Source organism: Streptomyces sp. NPDC000151 (assembly GCF_040301705.1).
Lineage (GTDB): Bacteria > Actinomycetota > Actinomycetes > Streptomycetales > Streptomycetaceae > Streptomyces.
This window is the reverse complement of sequence record NZ_JBEPFC010000016.1, coordinates 71,021-87,990: the sequence shown is the minus strand read 5'-3', so window position 1 is coordinate 87,990 and position 16,970 is coordinate 71,021. Positions and strand designations below refer to the sequence as shown.

General features: G+C 71.3%; 11 protein-coding genes. 5 read left to right on the top strand and 6 right to left on the bottom strand.

From position 1 onward, the window contains the following. Positions 1 to 208: 208 nt before the first annotated feature. A complete protein-coding gene (locus ABT381_RS08075; RefSeq protein WP_351589474.1) occupies positions 209 to 460 on the bottom strand; it encodes a hypothetical protein in 252 nt (83 codons plus the stop codon). A gap of 92 nt (positions 461 to 552) precedes the next feature. On the opposite strand from ABT381_RS08075, the gene holA reads away from it, so the two are divergent. Further along, positions 553 to 1,539: a DNA polymerase III subunit delta gene (gene holA, locus ABT381_RS08070; RefSeq protein ID WP_351589472.1), complete on the top strand. Its 987-nt coding sequence runs from the start codon at positions 553 to 555 to the stop codon at positions 1,537 to 1,539. A gap of 219 nt (positions 1,540 to 1,758) precedes the next feature. Here holA and ABT381_RS08065 read toward each other — a convergent pair whose 3' ends face one another. Both ABT381_RS08065 and rpsT read right to left on the bottom strand, forming a co-directional pair. Then, positions 1,759 to 2,583, bottom strand: a complete 825-nt coding sequence (locus ABT381_RS08065; protein ID WP_351589470.1) for a hypothetical protein — start codon at positions 2,581 to 2,583, stop codon at positions 1,759 to 1,761. A 490-nt stretch (positions 2,584 to 3,073) separates the two neighbouring features. Beyond that, complete coding sequence (gene rpsT / locus ABT381_RS08060; RefSeq protein WP_351589467.1) at positions 3,074 to 3,340, bottom strand: 30S ribosomal protein S20; 267 nt, start codon at positions 3,338 to 3,340, stop codon at positions 3,074 to 3,076. A gap of 386 nt (positions 3,341 to 3,726) precedes the next feature. Between rpsT and lepA the strand changes: the two genes are divergently transcribed. Next, positions 3,727 to 5,592, top strand: coding sequence for a translation elongation factor 4 (lepA, locus tag ABT381_RS08055; protein ID WP_351589464.1), 1,866 nt, complete (start codon positions 3,727 to 3,729; stop codon positions 5,590 to 5,592). A 313-nt stretch (positions 5,593 to 5,905) separates the two neighbouring features. Further along, on the top strand, positions 5,906 to 7,819 hold the full coding sequence (locus ABT381_RS08050) for an AMP-dependent synthetase/ligase (RefSeq protein WP_467754670.1): 1,914 nt from the start codon (positions 5,906 to 5,908) through the stop codon (positions 7,817 to 7,819). 73 nt (positions 7,820 to 7,892) lie between these two features. Here the strand turns inward: ABT381_RS08050 and ABT381_RS08045 are convergent, their stop codons facing one another. Continuing rightward, the gene (locus ABT381_RS08045) at positions 7,893 to 8,501 is read right to left on the bottom strand and encodes a response regulator (RefSeq protein WP_351589458.1); all 609 of its coding nucleotides are present in this window, start codon (positions 8,499 to 8,501) and stop codon (positions 7,893 to 7,895) included. Positions 8,502 to 8,526: 25 nt separating this feature from the next. Beyond that, complete coding sequence (locus ABT381_RS08040) at positions 8,527 to 12,573, bottom strand: HAMP domain-containing protein (RefSeq protein WP_502965700.1); 4,047 nt, start codon at positions 12,571 to 12,573, stop codon at positions 8,527 to 8,529. A gap of 199 nt (positions 12,574 to 12,772) precedes the next feature. Between ABT381_RS08040 and ABT381_RS08035 the strand changes: the two genes are divergently transcribed. Then, positions 12,773 to 14,782 carry a SpoIIE family protein phosphatase gene (locus ABT381_RS08035; protein WP_351589452.1) on the top strand — a complete coding sequence of 670 codons (2,010 nt, stop codon included), beginning with the start codon at positions 12,773 to 12,775 and terminating at the stop codon, positions 14,780 to 14,782. A 67-nt stretch (positions 14,783 to 14,849) separates the two neighbouring features. Further along, positions 14,850 to 16,082 (top strand): radical SAM family heme chaperone HemW, encoded by a 1,233-nt coding sequence (gene hemW, locus ABT381_RS08030; RefSeq protein ID WP_351589449.1) that lies wholly within the window; start codon positions 14,850 to 14,852, stop codon positions 16,080 to 16,082. Between the two features lie 58 nt (positions 16,083 to 16,140). On the opposite strand, the gene ABT381_RS08025 is transcribed toward hemW, so the two are convergent. Beyond that, the gene (locus ABT381_RS08025) at positions 16,141 to 16,962 is read right to left on the bottom strand and encodes a DUF3097 domain-containing protein (RefSeq protein WP_351589446.1); all 822 of its coding nucleotides are present in this window, start codon (positions 16,960 to 16,962) and stop codon (positions 16,141 to 16,143) included. Between the last annotated feature and the right edge of the window lie 8 nt (positions 16,963 to 16,970).

Genomic DNA, 16,970 nt, shown 5'->3' with positions numbered 1-16,970 from the left:
CCGGACCGGTACGTACAGCGGTCCGTCCGGGACGGGTTCGAGGGGCTCCGGGTCGTCGGTGAGCGCGGTGTCGGCGCAGGGCGAGATACCCGGCTAGGACACTCGGGCCACGCTCGGGACAGTCAGGGCCGTGCTCGGCCCCTGCCGGGCCTGCCGGGGATGGTTGTCGGGGCAGCCAGGGGCCGTCGGCCGGGCCGTTTCGGAGGGGTCAGGGGCGGGCTGGTTCCAGCCAGCCTTCGTATTCGGCGGCCAGGGTGTCCAGTGCGGCCGGGTCGCAGGTGGCTTCCGGGTCCTCCAGGACGACGAGCCACTGGGCGTCCTCGGCGTCGTCCTCGCCGGCCAGGGCGTCCCGTACGAGCTGTGGCTGCTGGGGCACTCCGTACTCCTCGGTCAGCACCTCGGCCACTTCCTCGGCGGCGTCCCGGTCGGGCAGCACCAGTACATGTCGAACATCGCTCACCCGGCCATTCTCCGACAGCGGTCGTCCGCCGGCGACGGCCGGTGCCGCGGTCGGCGGCCGGTGTGTCAGTGGGGCGTGGGATGCTGTTCGCGATGGCCAGGAAGACAGCAAACGACGACCCCCTTGCCCCCCTCACGATCGCCGTGGGGCAGGAAGAGCTGCTGCTCGACCGTGCGGTGCAGCAGGTGGTGGCGGCGGCGCGGGCCGCCGACGCGGACACCGACGTGCGTGACCTCACCCACGACCAGCTGCAGCCCGGCACGCTGGCCGAGCTGACCAGCCCGTCGCTGTTCGCCGAGCGGAAGGTCGTGGTCGTCCGCCAGGCGCAGGACCTGTCCGCCGACACGATCAAGGACGTCAAGGCGTACCTCGGGGCGCCGGCCGAGGAGATCACGCTGGTGCTGCTGCACGCGGGCGGCGCCAAGGGCAAGGGGCTGCTGGACGCCGCGCGCAAGGTCGGGGCGCGCGAGATCGCCTGCCCGAAGATGACCAAGCCGGCGGACCGGCTGGCGTTCGTGCGCGGGGAGTTCCGTACTGCAGGGCGGTCGGCGACGCCCGAGGCGTGTCAGGCGCTGGTGGACGCCATCGGCAGCGACCTGCGCGAGCTGGCCTCGGCGTGCGCGCAGCTCGCGGCGGATGTCGAGGGCACGATCGATGACGCGGTGGTCGCGCGGTACTACACCGGTCGCGCCGAGGCGTCGAGCTTCACGGTGGCCGACCGGGCGGTCGAGGGGCGCGCGGCCGAGGCGCTGGAGGCGCTGCGGTGGGCGGTTTCGACCGGGGTCGCGCCCGTCATGATCACGAGTGCGCTGGCGCAGGGCGTCCGCGCGATCGGCAAGCTCGCCTCCGCGCCGCGGGGTGCCCGGCCGGGCGATCTCGCGCGGGAGCTGGGCATGCCGCCGTGGAAGATCGACCGGGTACGGCAGCAGATGCGCGGCTGGTCGGCGGACGGGGTGGCGGTGGCCCTGCGCGCGGTCGCCGAGGCGGACGCGGGTGTGAAGGGCGGCGGCGACGACCCGGAGTACGCGCTGGAGAAGGCGGTCGTGACGATCGCCCGCGCGGCGCGTTCTCGCCGCTGAGCCTGCGGGCCGGGCCGCCCGAGGCGTCGGCCGGGCCGCCCGAGGCGTCGGCCGGGACGCCCGTAGGTCCACGAGCGCGCCCCTCAGCCGCTCAGTCGCAAGCCGCCCAGCCGCGCGAGCCCCTCACCGTGAGCCGCTCGGCCGTGAGCCCTTCACCCGCCAGCCGCCCACCCGTGAGCCGCCCACCCGCGAGCCGCTGAGCCGCAGGCCGCCAGCCGCTCAGCCCTTCAGCTTCGCCAGTGTCTGCTTGGCGCTGGTGCGGAGCATGTCGGCCACCTCGGCGGAGTCGGGGCGGTCGGTGTTGTCGCTGCTGGAGTAGCTGGACCAGGTGGTCTCGTACGTCAGCCAGCCGTCGCGGACGCCGAGCACCACGTACGAGCCCTTGCTGTCGGTGGTCTCCTCGCGGGTCACCAGGTACGCCTCGTCGCCGATGCCGCGTACGGGCTCGACCTTGTAGTGGGTCGAGGACCGTTCCTGTTCGTACGAGCGGTACTGTGCCGCGAACTCCGGTGCCGGGTCGGTCTTCTTGTGCAGGAACGCCTTGGAGTAGACGAGGGTGGAGGAGTAGTCGTCGCTGCCAGCGTCCTCCGGTACCAGGTCGGCGTTGCACCACATGGAGTCCAGCGCGGGGTCCTCGTGGCCGCTGGACTCGGGGTTCTCGCCGGCGCTGTCCGAGGTGCTGCTGTCCTCCATCTTGAAGCGCGCGTCCTCGAACGGCGTCCACGAGGTCGACCGGCAGAGGTCGGACTGATAGCGGTAGCCGCGCAGGTCGGGGCTTGGCTCGCCGCCGAGGCCGCCGAGGCCCCCGGTCGCGAAGAGCACGCCGGCCCAGACGGCCGAGGCGACCACGGCTCCGCCGACGGCCCACAGCCAGGCGGGCAGACCCTTGCCGCCACCGGTCCCACCGGTCCCATCGGGGCCGCCCGGACCGACGCCGTAGCCGGCGGGGCCGGCACTCGGCATGGTCGGTGCGCCGTGCGGCGCGGCCGCCGGGTAGCCGTAGCCGGCCGGTGGCTGGGCGTACGGGTTCTGCTGCTGGGGCACCTGACCGTACGGATTGCCCGGCTGCGGCCCCGCCGGAGCCGCCGGAGCCGCCGGAGCCGGCGGCGGAGGCGGTGGCCCCTGTTGTGGCTGGTGGGGCTGCTGGGCATACGGATTGGGCTGTTCCCCCGAGTTGGACATGAGCGGCAGCGTAGCCGACGGGAATCAGCCATCGCTGCCCCGCTCGAGTGGACGAGGGTGGGTGGGTCAGCGCGTAGGGGACCTTTGGCAAGACGAAGACCTCACCCCCCGCAAGACGAAGACCCCGCCCCCGCCCTGGGGAAGGGCGGAAGCGGGGTCCTCGGTGTGGAGCTGGGTGCGCCGCACCCGCGTGGCGAACGCAGGCCGCGTGCGGCGCGGGGGCCGGGGAGGAGCGGAGAGAGGGGCCGCTGGGTCCTCACCGGCGATGAAGCGTGATGACTGCCGTACAGGTCGTGACCCGTGACGGCGGCCGCGAGACCTCCGGGGAGGTCATCCGCGAAGCGTCAGAAGGTCAGCCCTTGAGGGACGCGACCTTCTTCGCCAGCGCCGACTTCTTGTTGGCGGCGGCGTTCTTGTGGATGACGCCCTTGCTGACGGCCTTGTCGAGCTTCTTGCCCGCCTCGGCCTGGGCGGTGGTGGCCTTCTGCAGGTCACCGGCCTCCACGGCCTCGCGGGTGCGACGGATCGCGGTCTTCAGAGTCGACTTGACAGCCTTGTTGCGCTGCCGGGCCTTCTCGTTGGTCTTGATCCGCTTCATCTGGGACTTGATGTTCGCCACGAAAGAGCCTTTTCAGGTTCGTTGGATTCCGGGTGGCCGAGGAAGATCCCGACCGGCTCCGGGCTTTCTGCGTGTCGCGTACACGAGAGCGCACGAAACACAGTGGACCAGGCTACCAGCAGGGGGAACGCCCACCCAAAAACGGACCGCACCACCACCATGACCGAGCCGCGCCCTCACCATGACCGGCCCGCGCCCCCGCCACGACCGGGACCGCACCCCGCCACCCCCGGAACCACCCCGTCCCCCGCCCCGCGCCTCCCGAAGAGTTTGGGGCCGCGGCTCATGGGACGATAGGGAGGACGAAACAGCCGAGCCCCGCCCACCGCATCACCGCACACCGACCCCGCATCCTCTGACCCAGCATTCTCTGAATGGACCTCTGCGTGCCCGCGACCCCTACGAACGTGCCGGAGCCGAGCCGTACCGACCCGGCTCTCCTCCGTAACTTTTGCATCATCGCGCACATCGACCACGGCAAGTCGACGCTTGCCGACCGGATGCTCCAGCTGACGGGAGTCGTGGAGCAGAGGCAGATGCGCGCGCAGTACCTCGACCGCATGGACATCGAGCGGGAGCGGGGCATCACGATCAAGTCGCAGGCGGTCCGCCTGCCCTGGGCCCCCACCGGCGAGCCGGGCAACACCCACATCCTCAACATGATCGACACGCCGGGGCACGTCGACTTCACGTATGAGGTGTCGCGCTCGCTCGCCGCGTGCGAGGGCTGCATCCTGCTCGTCGACGCCGCTCAGGGCATCGAGGCGCAGACGCTCGCCAATCTGTACCTGGCGATGGAGCACGATCTGCAGATCATCCCGGTGCTCAACAAGATCGACCTGCCGGCCGCGCAGCCGGAGAAGTTCGCGGCGGAGCTGGCGAACCTCGTCGGCTGCGAGCCCGAGGACGTGCTGAAGGTCTCCGCGAAGACCGGCGTGGGCGTGGACGAGCTGCTGGACAAGGTCGTGCGGGTCGTGCCGCCGCCGGTCGGTGTGAAGGACGCGCCCGCCCGCGCGATGATCTTCGACTCGGTGTACGACGCGTACCGCGGCGTCGTCACGTACGTGAAGGTCGTCGACGGCACGCTCAGCAAGCGCGAGCGCATCAGGATGATGTCGACCGGCGCCGCGCACGAGCTGCTGGAGATCGGGACGAACTCGCCGGAGATGACGGTCGCGGACGGGCTGTCCGTCGGCGAGGTCGGTTACCTGATCACCGGTGTGAAGGACGTCCGGCAGTCCAAGGTCGGTGACACGATCACCCAGCTCAGCAAGGGCGCGACGGAGGCGCTGGGCGGGTACAAGGACCCGAAGCCCATGGTGTTCTCCGGGCTGTACCCGCTGGACGGCTCGGACTACCCGGAGCTGCGCGAGGCGCTGGACAAGCTGCAGCTGAACGACGCGGCGCTGGTGTACGAGCCGGAGACCTCGGCGGCGCTCGGCTTCGGCTTCCGCGTGGGCTTCCTCGGCCTGCTGCACCTGGAGGTCATCCGGGAGCGGCTGGAGCGCGAGTTCGGGCTGGAGCTCATCGCGACCGCGCCGAACGTGATCTACAACGTGACCATGGAGGACGGCACCGAGCACGAGGTGACCAACCCCAGCGAGTTCCCCACCGGCAAGATCGCCGAGGTGCAGGAGCCGGTCGTACGGGCCACGATCCTCACGCCGAGCGACTTCATCGGCGCGGTCATGGAGCTCTGCCAGAACCGCCGCGGCAATCTGCTCGGCATGGACTACCTCTCCGAGGACCGGGTGGAGATCCGGTACACGCTGCCGCTCGCCGAGGTCGTCTTCGACTTCTTCGACCAGCTGAAGTCCAAAACGCGGGGATACGCGTCGCTGGACTACGAGCCCACCGGTGAGCAGACCGCCGACCTGGTCAAGGTCGACATCCTGCTGCACGGCGACCAGGTCGACGCGTTCTCCGCGATCTGCCACAAGGACAAGGCGTACGCGTACGGCGTCCGGCTCGTCGCCAAGCTGCGCGAGCTGATCCCGCGGCAGGCGTTCGAGGTGCCGGTCCAGGCGGCCATCGGCAGCCGGGTGATCGCCCGCGAGACCATCCGCGCCATCCGCAAGGACGTCCTCGCCAAGTGCTACGGCGGTGACATCTCCCGTAAGCGGAAGCTGCTGGAGAAGCAGAAGGAAGGCAAGAAGCGGATGAAGATGGTGGGAAGTGTGGAGGTTCCGCAAGAAGCCTTCATCGCCGTCCTGTCCTCGGACTCCGATGGTGACTCCAAGAGCAAGAAGTAACGCCGGACGGTGACCGTCGCGAGGGCGGCGGGCGCCGTCGAGCGACGCCGGGCGTCCGTTCCCAGCCGGGAACGGGCGCCTTTCGCGTACCGGCGCCGCCGCGGCCGGAGCCCGGCGCAGCCGCCGCCGGAGCGCGGTTCGGGCGCCCCGCGCGGGGGAAGACGGGCTTCTGAGGACCACGCGCGGACGCGCGGCGGGAGCCCCGCGCACACCGATCGGTCACAAGGTGAACGAGTGTGAGGAAGGCCCTTACGTGGGAGCGCCACGCGTTCTAGTCTGATCCTGCTCGAAGGTTACTCGCGAGTCACCAGCAATGAAGCGGGCCCCGGAGGAAGACGTGACGGACAGCCAGTCGTTGATCGAGAACCGGCCACCTTCCGTGGCGACGCTCTTCCTGGAGCGGGTCGCGGCAACCCCCGAAGGGGAGGCGTACCGGTATCCGGTGCCGCCCGCCTCGGGCCAGGGCCCGGACGACTGGAAGACGCTGACCTGGGCAGATGCCGCCCAGCGGGTGTACGCCACCGCCGCGGGCCTCATCGAGCTGGGCGTGGCCCCCGAGGAGCGGGTGGCGCTGGCCTCCAGTACGCGGGTGGAATGGATCCTCGCCGACCTCGGCGTGCTGTGCTCGGGCGCGGCCACCACGACCGTGTACCCCAGCACGAACGCGGACGAGACGGCGTACATCCTCGCCGACTCCGGCAGCCGGGTGATGATCGCCGAGGACGCCGGGCAGCTGGTCAAGGCCCGCGAGTGCCGCGCCGACCTGCCCGACCTCGCGCACGTCATCGTCATCGACGAGGCCGGCGCGGTGCCGGCCGAGGGCGACCCCGAGGGCTGGGTGCTCTCGCTCGCCGAGCTGGAGAAGCGCGGAGCCGCGTATCTGGAGAAGCACCCCAGCTGCGTGAAGGAGCGGGTCGCCGCGCTCCGCGCCGACCAGCTGGCCACGCTGATCTACACCTCCGGCACGACGGGCCGGCCCAAGGGCGTCCGGCTGCCGCACGACTGCTGGGCGTACATGGCCCGCGCGATCCAGGCCACCGGGCTGGTGAACGAGGAGGACGTGCAGTACCTCTGGCTGCCGCTGGCGCACGTCTTCGGCAAGGTGCTCACCGCCGGCCAGATCGCCCAGGGCCACGTCATCGCCGTGGACGGCCGGGTCGACAAGATCATCGAGAATCTGCCGGTCGTGCGCCCGACGTACATGGCCGCCGTGCCGCGGATCTTCGAGAAGGTCTACAACGGCGTCGCCGCCAAGGCCCGCGAGGGCGGCGGGGCGAAGTACAAGATCTTCCAGTGGGCGGCCGACGTCGCCCGCGAGTACGCCAAGGTCTCGCAGGACAACTTCCGGCGGACCGGCACGGCCTCGGTGCCGTTCGGGCTCGCCGCCAAGCACAAGGTCGCCGACGCGCTGGTGTACGCCAAGCTGCGCGAGGCGTTCGGCGGGCGGCTGCGCGCCGCGGTCTCCGGCTCGGCGGCGCTCGCCCCCGACATCGGTTACTTCTTCGCCGGCGCCGGCATCCACATCCTGGAGGGCTACGGCCTGACCGAGTCCAGCGCGGCCAGCTTCGTGAACCCGGGGGAGGCGTACCGCACCGGCACGGTCGGCAAGCCGCTGCCCGGCACGGAGGTGCGCATCGCCGAGGACGGGGAGATCCTGCTGCGCGGCCCCGGCATCATGCAGGGGTACCACGGGCTGCCGGAGAAGACGGCCGAGGTGCTGGAGTCCGACGGCTGGTTCCACACCGGCGACATCGGCGAGCTGTCCGCCGACGGCTATCTGCGGATCACCGACCGCAAGAAGGACCTGATCAAGACCTCGGGCGGCAAGTACATCGCGCCCGCCGAGGTCGAGGGCCAGTTCAAGGCGGTCTGCCCGTTCGTCTCCAACGTCCTCGTGCACGGCGCCAACCGGAACTTCTGCACGGCGCTGATCGCGCTGGACGAGCCGACCATCCTGACCTGGGCCAAGGAGCACGGCCTGGCGGGCAAGGACTACGCCGCGGTGGTCGCCACCGAGCAGGTACGCGTGCTGATCGACGGATACGTCGAGCGGGTCAACGAGGGCCTGCAGCGCTGGCAGCAGATCCGCAAGTTCCGCATCCTGCCCCGTGACCTGGACATCGAGCACGGCGAGGTCACGCCCAGCCTGAAGGTGAAGCGCCCGGTCGTCGAGCGCACCTTCAAGGACCTGCTGGACGACATGTACGCGGGGACCCGCGAGTCCTGACACCGGCCGCCGGGTCCGTACAGCAACGTACGGAGACGTATGGGACGTACGCGGCGTACGGACCCGGCGGGTGTCAGGCGCGGCCGTGGCGCAGCGCCCGTACGGTCTCCTCCAACGCGGCCATTCCCGCGCGCAGTTCGCCCGCTTCGAGAGGGGCGCCGGCGGTCAGTGTCTGCTCCATGACCGCCAATGTCTGCTCCATGGCGGCGATACGGTCCGCCAGCTCGTCGATGCGGTCCCGGTCCTGCTGCCGCAGCCGGCGCAACTGGCGGTTCTTCTGGTGCAGTTCCAGGAAGACCTTGACCTTGGCGCGCAGCACCCAGGGGTCGAAGGGCTTGGTGAGATAGTCGGCGGCGCCCGTGGAGTAGCCGCGGAAGGCATAGCCGGAGTCGGCGTCCGTGCCGGTCAGGAAGATGATCGGGATGTGTTTCGCCTGGTCGAGCCGCTTGATGTTGCTCGCGGTCTCGAAGCCGTCCATGCCGGGCATCAGGATGTCCAGCAGGACCACCGCGAACTCCTGGCGGAGCAGCGCCTTCATCGCTTCCTCGCCCGACCGCGCGCGGACGAGCGGTTCGCCGAGTGAGCGCAGGACGGCTTCCAGCGCGGCGAGGTTCTCCTCCATGTCGTCGACGAGGAGGATTCCTGCCCGGTCGTCGCTGTCGGTGCGGGTGGCGTGGGTCATGAGTGGCCTCTGAACTGGTGTGCCCCTACGAATTGCCGGCTCGGCCGGTCTCGTCGTGCTCTGCGTCGTCTTCGTGTCCTTGGCCGGCCGGCGCGCCGCCGTCGGGAGCGGAGGCGGGGGCGCGGTACTTGGCGAGCAGATCGACCGCGACGTTCAGCAGCCGGTCCACGTCCAGCGGTTTGGGGAGGTAGTCGTTGGCGCCGGTCTCCAGGGATTTCTCGCGGTCGCCCGGCATGGCCTTGGCCGTCAGGACGACGACCGGCAGATCGGCGTACCGGGGGGTGCGGCGGATGGCGCGGATCGTTTCGTACCCGTCCATCTCCGGCATCATGATGTCCATCAGGACGAAGTCGATGCCCGGGTTCTTGCCGAGCATCTCTATGGCCTCGCGGCCGTGCTCGGCGTAGAGCACCTGCATACCGACCCGGCTGAGGACGTTCGTCAGCGCGAAGGCGTTGCGGATGTCGTCGTCGACGACCAGGGCCTGGGCGCCCGAGAGCAGCTCGCCGGTGGCGCCCTTGGCCCACTGCTCCACATTGGACACGGCGGGCCAGGGGGTCTCCTCCGGGGGCGCGGCGGGCGCGGGGACCGATGGCCGGGTGAGCTCCGCAGGCGCGGTGGGGGCCTCGTCCTCGTCGGCGTCCGCTTCGCCGTCGTCGAGCGGCTGCTCGGCGGGCTCCGCCGTGCTGTGGCACCTGACGGGGATGCGGAAGGCGAAGGTGGAGCCGGCGCCGGGCTCGCTCTCCGCCGTGAGCACGCCGCCGAGCAGGCCCGCGATCTCCCGGCTGATGGACAGGCCGAGGCCCGTACCGCCGTACTTCCGGTTGGTCGTGCCGTCCGCCTGCTGGAACGCCTCGAAGATGACCGGCAGCTTCTCGGACGCGATGCCGATGCCGGTGTCGGTGACGGTGAAGGCGACGGAGCCGTCCTCCGCCAGGTCCACATGCAGGACGATCTTGCCCTTGGAGGTGAACTTCAGGGCGTTGGAAAGAAGATTCCGCAGCACCTGCTTGATCCGCTTCTCGTCGCTGTACAGCTCCTTGGGCACCGCGTCGGTCACCGAGACCTCGAAGGCCAGGCCGCGGTCCAGCGTCAGCGGGCGGAAGGTGTCGTGGACGTAGTTCAGCAGCTTGATCAGCGGTACCCGGGACGGAAAGACATCCATCCGGCCGGCTTCGATCTTGGACAGGTCGAGGATGTCGTTGATCAACTGGAGCAGTTCGGAGCCGGAGCGGTGGATCATCGCCGCGCTCTCCACCTCGTGCCGGCTGAGGTGGCCGTGCTCGTTGTCGATGAGCATCTGGGCGAGGATCAGCAGGGAGTTCAGCGGATTGCGCAGCTCGTGCGACATGTTCGCCAGGAACTCCGTCTTGTACCGCGAGGAGCTGGCCAGCAGCGCGGCCTTCTCCTCCAGCGCGGCGTTGGAGCGCTGCAGCTCGGCCTGGCGGCGCTGCAGCTCGCCCGTGCGCTCCTGGAGCTGGCGGGCCAGCCGCTGGGACTCGCTCAGCAGCGACTCCGTACGGGAGTTGGCGACGATGGTGTTGATGGCGACGCCGATGGTGTTCACGAACTGGTCGAAGAAGGCGAGGTGGACGTCGGAGAAGCGGGAGAAGGACGCCAGCTCGATCACGCCGAGGATCTGGTCCTCGAAGAGCACGGGGATGATCGCGACGGTGTTCGGGGCCGCCTCGCCGAGCCCGGAGTCGACCTTGATGTAGTCGGGCGGCACCTCCTCCATCAGGATGCGCTTCTTCTCGATGGCCGACTGGCGGACCAGTCCGTGGCCGTGCGAGCCGGGGGTGTCGATGCTGGCGTCGTGTGCGGAGCCGTATCCCGCGATGAAGTCCAGGCGCAGCTCGTCGGTTTCGGCGCTGGCCAGGAAGAAGGCGCCGTACTGGGCGTTCACCAGCGGCGTCAGCTCGCGCAGGATCAGGTCGGCGACCTCGACCAGGTCGCGGTGGCCCTGCATCAGGCCCGCCAGCCGGGCGAGGTTGGCGTCCAGCCAGTCCTTGGCCCGGGTGGTCTCGCGGAGGTTGGAGACCATCATGTTGATGTTGTTCTTCAGCTCGTCTACCTCGCCGCGGGCCTCGACCGTGACATTGCGCGTCATGTCGCCGGAGGCCACCGCGCTGGTCACCTCGGCGATCGCCCGGACCTGCGTGGTGAGGTTCGACGCGAGCTCGTTCACGCTGGTCGTCAGGGACTTCCAGGTGCCGTAGACGCCCTCGACGCGGGCCTGGCCGCCCAGCTGGCCCTCGCTGCCGACCTCGCGGGCCACCCGGGTCACCTCGGAGGCGAACGAGGAGAGCGTGTCCACCATCGTGTTGAGGGTGGTCTTCAGCTCCAGGATCTCGCCGCGCGCGTCCACGTCGATCTTCTGCGACAGGTCGCCCTGCGCGACGGCGGTCGCGACCAGGGCGATGTTGCGCACCTGCGTCGTGAGGTTCGACGCCATGAAGTTGACGTTGTCGGTGAGGTCCTTCCAGACCCCCGACGCGCCGCGCACCTGGGCCCGGCCGCCGAGGTCGCCCTCCGTACCGACTTCCCTGGCCACCCGGGTCACCTCGTCGGCGAAGGCCCGCAGCTGGTCGACCATGCCGTTGACGGTCTCCTTCACCTCCAGGATCTCGCCGCGCGCCGCCACCGAGATCTTCTTCGACAGGTCGCCGTCGGCGACCGCGGTGGTGACCTGGGCGATGTTGCGTACCTGTGAGGTGAGGTTGGAGGCCATGAAGTTGACGTTGTCGGTGAGGTCCTTCCAGACCCCGGAGACGCCGCGGACCTGGGCCTGGCCGCCGAGGTTGCCCTCCGTACCGACTTCCCTGGCGACCCGGGTGACCTCGTCGGCGAACGCGGAGAGCTGGTCGACCATCGTGTTGATCGTCGTCTTCAGCTCCAGGATCTCGCCCTTGGCCTGGACCGTGATCTTCCTGCCGAGGTCGCCCTCCTTCACCGCGGTCGCCACGAGGGCGATGTTGCGCACCTGCGTGGTGAGGTTGTCCGCCATGAAGTTGACGCTGTCGGTGAGGTCCTTCCACATCCCCGACACCCCGCGCACCTGCGCCCGGCCGCCGAGCCGCCCGTCCGTGCCGACCTCCCGCGCGACCCGGGTCACCTCGTCGGCGAACGCGGAGAGCTGGTCGACCATGGTGTTCACGGTCTCCTTGAGCTCCAGGATCTCGCCGCGGGCGTCGACCGTGATCTTCTGGCTGAGGTCGCCGTTGGCCACCGCGGTGGTGACCTGGGCGATGTTGCGCACCTGTGAGGTGAGGTTGGAGGCCATGAAGTTGACGTTGTCGGTGAGGTCCTTCCAGACCCCGGAGACGCCGGGCACCTGCGCCCGGCCGCCGAGCCGCCCCTCCGTACCGACTTCCCTGGCGACCCGGGTGACCTCGTCGGCGAACGCGGAGAGCTGATCGACCATCGTGTTGACCGTCAGCTTCAGCTCCAGCAGCTCGCCGGTCGCCTCCACCGTCACCTGACGCGTCAGATCGCCGCGCGCCACCGCCGTCGTCACCGCCGCGATGTCCCGCACCTGCGCGGTCAGCCGGGCGGCCATCGTGTTGACCGCCTCCGTCACGTCCCGCCAACTCCCGGACAGCCCCGCGACCTTGGCCCGGCCGCCGAGCCGTCCTTCGTTGCCCGACTCGCGGGCCACCCGCGTGACCTCGCCGGTGAACAGCGAGAGCTGGTCGACCATCGAATTCACCGCGCGGCCCAGCCCGCGGCGGTCGCCGCGCAGCCTGCGGTGCCCGTCGTGCAGCTCCACGCGCTGGGTCAGATCGCCGCCCGCCACGGCGTTCAGCACCTTCGTCGCCTGGGCCGCCGGGACCACCAGCGCCTCGATGATGTCGTTGGCCGCGAGCACCGAGGAGGCCCACGTGCCCTGGCCGGGGCTGGCAGTCATCCGCTCGTCCAGCCGGCCCTGCCGGATCAGCTCGGAGCGCAGCCGCACCAGCTCGTCGGAGTGGTGCTGCGTCCGTGTGGCGATGTCGTTGAAGGCGCCGTGCAGATCGGCGAGGACGCCGTCGTACGCCACGGGGAGCCGCGTGCGGAAGTCGCCCGAGGACATCGAGGCGAGTGCGGTGAGCAGCGGCTTCAGATCAGCCGCCCGCACCCAGCCGGAATCCGTCTCCCGCGTATCGCCGCGCACTGCCGAATCGACCGACATAGTGACCCACTTCAGTAACTCGGTGCGAATGGGTGAGCTCAGTCTGTCACTCTGGCGATGGCGCATTCGGCGCGATTGCGGAACTGCTCGGGAGTGCTCAATGAGGACGACAACTCCGTCGGAAAACGACGTGGTGCGCAGGCCGGCCACGGTCCGGCCCGCCGCCGTCCCCACCCAGGACAGCGGCCCGCCCGCCGACGGCCGCCCGGCCGACGGATCACAACCCGCCGACGGTGCATACGGAACCGACGGTTTCCGCGCCGTCGGACTGCCCGGCTCGCCCATCGCCGCCGGCGCCGCCCGGCAGTTCGTCCGCACGACGCTCGCCGACTGGATCAGCCGCGGGCTGCCCGGCGCCGAGTACCTCACCACGCGCGTCGCCGACGAGACCGAACTGCTCGTCAGCGAGCTGGTCACCAACGCCGTCGTGCACGCCGGCACCGCCGTCGAGCTGCTGTGCCGGCTGCACGGGGACGGCCCGCACACCGCCGTGACCGTGGAGGTCTCCGACCACCACCCGGCCCGCCCGGTGCGCGGCCGCCACGACGCCGTGACGGCCGAGGGCGCGGGCCGCGGCCTGCAGCTGGTCGGCGCGATCGCGGACTCCTGGGGCATCACGTACCGGCGCACCCTGAAGACCGTGTGGTTCCGGGTGGCGGCGGACGCGCCGGAGCCGGCGTACGGACCGCCGGCGGAGATCTTCCACGCGGACCGCAGGGGGCCGGGCGGGCCGCCGGCCACCGAGCTGATGCCGCCCGGGCCGCAGCGGGCCGCGCTGCGCCGCTGCGAGGTGGAGCGGATCCACCACGGCGCGCTGTCCTTCCTCGCCGAGGCGTCCGACCTGCTCAGCGGGCAGCTGGACGCGGACCAGGTAGCCGCGCTGGTCGCGCAGCTGATCGTGCCGCGGATGGCCGACTGGTGCGCGGTGTGGCTGGACGACGGCAAGGACTTCGGGGCGTCCCGGCTGGCCCGCGTCTGGCACGCCACGGAGAGCCGCATCGACGGGCTGCGCGAGCTGCTGGAGAAGGACCCGCCGGTACTGACCGGCCGCGGCGGCGACGGCCACCCCATCGGCGCGGGACCCTGGCCGTGGCCCGGCGAGCCCAGCGGCTTCGGCCCCGGCGGCGCGGCCCTGGCCTGCCCGCTGATCTCCGGCGTGCGCCGGCACGGCACGCTCCTGATAGGCAGGGCCGGACTGCTCCGCTTCCCCGACGAGGTCGTCTCGCTCATCGAGGACCTGGCGGGGCGGGTGGCCCGGGCCATCGCCACCGCGGACGCCTACAGCCGCCAGGAACGCATCAGCCGGGTGCTGCAGCGCCGGCTCCTGCCCGGCCGGCGCCCCGACGTACCGGGCGTGGCCTCGGCCGTGGTGTACGAGCCGCGCGAGGGCGCCTGGGCGGGCGGCGACTTCTGGGACCTCTTCCAGGCGGGCGAGGGCCGCTGGTGCTTCATGCTCGGCGACGTCTGCGGCAGCGGCCCGGAGGCCGCGGCCGTCACGGGTCTGGCCCGCCCGGTGCTGCGGCTGCTGGCCCGCGAGGGGTACGGCGTCGGCGACGTACTGGACCGGCTGAACCGCACGGTCGCGCGGGAGGCGGCCGACTCCGTCGCCGCGGTGGCCGCCGCGGTGGTGGCGGCCGGCTCCGAGGCGGAGCTCCAGCCCGGTTACCGCGAGGAGAGCGAGCAGGCGCGGTTCCTCTCCCTCCTGTACGGCGAGATCGTCCCGTACGCGGGCGGCACCGGTGGCGCCCGCTGCACGCTGGCCAGCGCCGGGCACCCGCTGCCGCTGGTGCTCGGCACGGACGGCACGGTGCGGGCGGTCGCCGCGCCCCAGATGCTGCTCGGCGTCATGGAGGAGACCGAGTACGAGAGCGAGTCCTTCGACCTCCTGCCCGGCGAGACGCTGCTGTGCGTCACCGACGGCGTGACCGAGCGCCGCTCGGGCCGCCGGCTCTTCGACGACGAGGACGGCCTCGCGCAGGCCCTCGCCGAGTGCGCGGGCCTGGGCGCCGACGGCGTCGCCGAGCACCTCCGGCGCCGCGTGCACGCCTTCGACCCGGCCCCGCCGGACGACGACCTGGCGCTGCTGGTGCTGCAGGCGGTGGCCTTGTAGAGGGGGGTAGAGGGGGCAGGAGCGGCCGGCGGAGGGGATCACTCCCCGCGTGCCGGACAATGGCGGTATGCCTTCTGCACTCCCCGACGGTGAGCCCATGCCCGAGGACGGGGCGCTGCCCGCCTCCGCCCTGGACGGAGCGGGCGAGCGGCCGCTCGGGTTCTATCTGCACGTGCCGTACTGCGCGACCCGCTGCGGATACTGCGACTTCAACACCTACACCGCGAGCGAGCTGCGCGGCTCCGGCGGCGCGCTCGCCTCCCGCGAGAACTACGCCGCCACGGTCGTCGAGGAGATCCGGCTCGCCCGCAAGATCATGGGCGACGACCCGCGGCCGGTCGAGACGGTCTTCGTCGGCGGCGGCACGCCGACCCTCCTCCCGGCCGCCGACCTCTCCCGCATGCTCGCCGCGATCCGCGACGAATTCGGCCTCGCGCCCGGCGCGGAGATCACCACCGAGGCGAATCCGGAGTCCGTCGACCCCCGCTACCTGGAGGAACTCCGCGCCGGCGGCTTCAACCGGGTCTCCTTCGGCATGCAGAGCGCCCGGCAGCACGTCCTGAAGATCCTCGACCGTACGCACACCCCCGGCCGCCCCGAAGCCTGCGTCGCCGAGGCCCGCGCCGCCGGCTTCGACCACGTCAACCTCGACCTGATCTACGGCACGCCCGGCGAAACGGACGACGACTGGAAGGCATCCCTCGACGCCGCGATCGGCGCCGGCCCCGACCACGTCTCCGCGTACGCGCTGATCGTTGAGGAAGGCACCCAGCTCGCCCGCCGCATCCGCCGCGGCGAGGTCCCGATGACCGACGACGACGAGCACGCCGACCGCTACCTCATCGCCGAGGACACCCTCACCGCCGCGGGCTTCACCTGGTACGAGGTCTCCAACTGGGCCACCACGCCCGCAGCCCGCTGCCGCCACAACGAGCTGTACTGGACCGGCGCCGACTGGTGGGGCGCGGGCCCCGGCGCCCACAGCCACGTCGGCGGCGTCCGCTGGTGGAACGCGAAGCACCCCGGCGCGTACGCGCAGGCGCTGAACGACGGCCGCTCCCCGGGCGCGGGCCGCGAACTCCTCGCGCCCGAGGACCGCCGCGTGGAACGCATCCTCCTGGAACTGCGCCTCGCGGCGGGCTGCCCCCTGGACCTCCTCGCCCCGGCGGGCGCGAAGGCGGCGGAACGCGCCCTGACGGACGGGCTGCTGGAGGCAGCGCCGTACGAGGCGGGGCGAGCGGTGCTGACGCTCCGGGGCCGGTTGCTGGCGGACGCGGTGGTGCGGGACCTGGTGGACTGACCCGCCGTCCCGGCGAGGTCGTGCCCTCAAACGCCGGGCGGGCTGGATTCAGCCTGATTCATGCGGTGACAAAGTCGATCAGCTCCTCCACCCGCCCCAGCAGCGCCGGCTCAAGGTCCTTGTACGAGCGGACCGAGCCGAGGATTCGCTGCCAGGCGGCGCCCGTGTTCTCCGGCCAGCGGAGTGCCCGGCAGATGCCTGTCTTCCAGTCCTGGCCGTGGGGGACGGACGGCCAGGCGGGGATGCCCACCGCGGACGGCTTCACCGCTTCCCAGACGTCGATGTACGGGTGGCCGACGATCAGGACGTTCGCGTCCGTGACCGAGGCCGCGATGCGGGACTCCTTGGAGCCGGGGACGAGGTGGTCGACGAGGACGCCGAGGCGGGCGTCGGGGCCGGGGGAGAAGGAGCGGACGATCGTGGGGAGGTCGTCGATGCCCTCCAAGTACTCCACCACCACGCCCTCGATGCGGAGGTCGTCGCCCCAGACGCGTTCGACCAGCTCGGCGTCGTGGCGGCCCTCCACGTAGATGCGCCCGGCGCGGGCGACGCGGGCGCGGGCGCCGGGGACGGCGAGGGAGCCGGAGGCGGTGCGGCGCGGGCCCTGCTGTGCGGGCTGCGCTGAGGGGCGGACGAGCGTGACGACCTTGCCCTCCAGGAGGAAGCCGCGGGGCGTCATCGGGAAGACCCGGTGTTTGCCGAAGCGGTCCTCCAGGGTGACGGTCGGCCCCTCGGCCGTCTTCTCGCAGCGGACGACGGCACCGCAGTAGCCGGTGGTGATCTCCTCGACGACCAGGTCGGTGTCGGCCGGGACCTCGGGGGCGGGCTGCTGCTTCTTCCACGGCGGCGTGAGGTCGGGACCGTACTGTCTGCTGCGCATTCGACAGA

What these genes read in the sequence shown, in the direction of transcription:
- ABT381_RS08050 (WP_467754670.1), top strand. Translation starts at nt 5,906, where the DNA reads ATGAAGCGGGCCCCGGAGGAAGACGTGACGGACAGCCAGTCGTTGATC.
- ABT381_RS08035 (WP_351589452.1), top strand. Translation starts at nt 12,773, where the DNA reads ATGAGGACGACAACTCCGTCGGAAAACGACGTGGTGCGCAGGCCGGCC.
- ABT381_RS08025 (WP_351589446.1), bottom strand. Translation starts at nt 16,962, where the DNA reads ATGCGCAGCAGACAGTACGGTCCCGACCTCACGCCGCCGTGGAAGAAG.
- ABT381_RS08040 (WP_502965700.1), bottom strand. Translation starts at nt 12,573, where the DNA reads ATGTCCTCGGGCGACTTCCGCACGCGGCTCCCCGTGGCGTACGACGGC.
- holA (WP_351589472.1), top strand. Translation starts at nt 553, where the DNA reads ATGGCCAGGAAGACAGCAAACGACGACCCCCTTGCCCCCCTCACGATC.
- hemW (WP_351589449.1), top strand. Translation starts at nt 14,850, where the DNA reads ATGCCTTCTGCACTCCCCGACGGTGAGCCCATGCCCGAGGACGGGGCG.
- ABT381_RS08045 (WP_351589458.1), bottom strand. Translation starts at nt 8,501, where the DNA reads ATGACCCACGCCACCCGCACCGACAGCGACGACCGGGCAGGAATCCTC.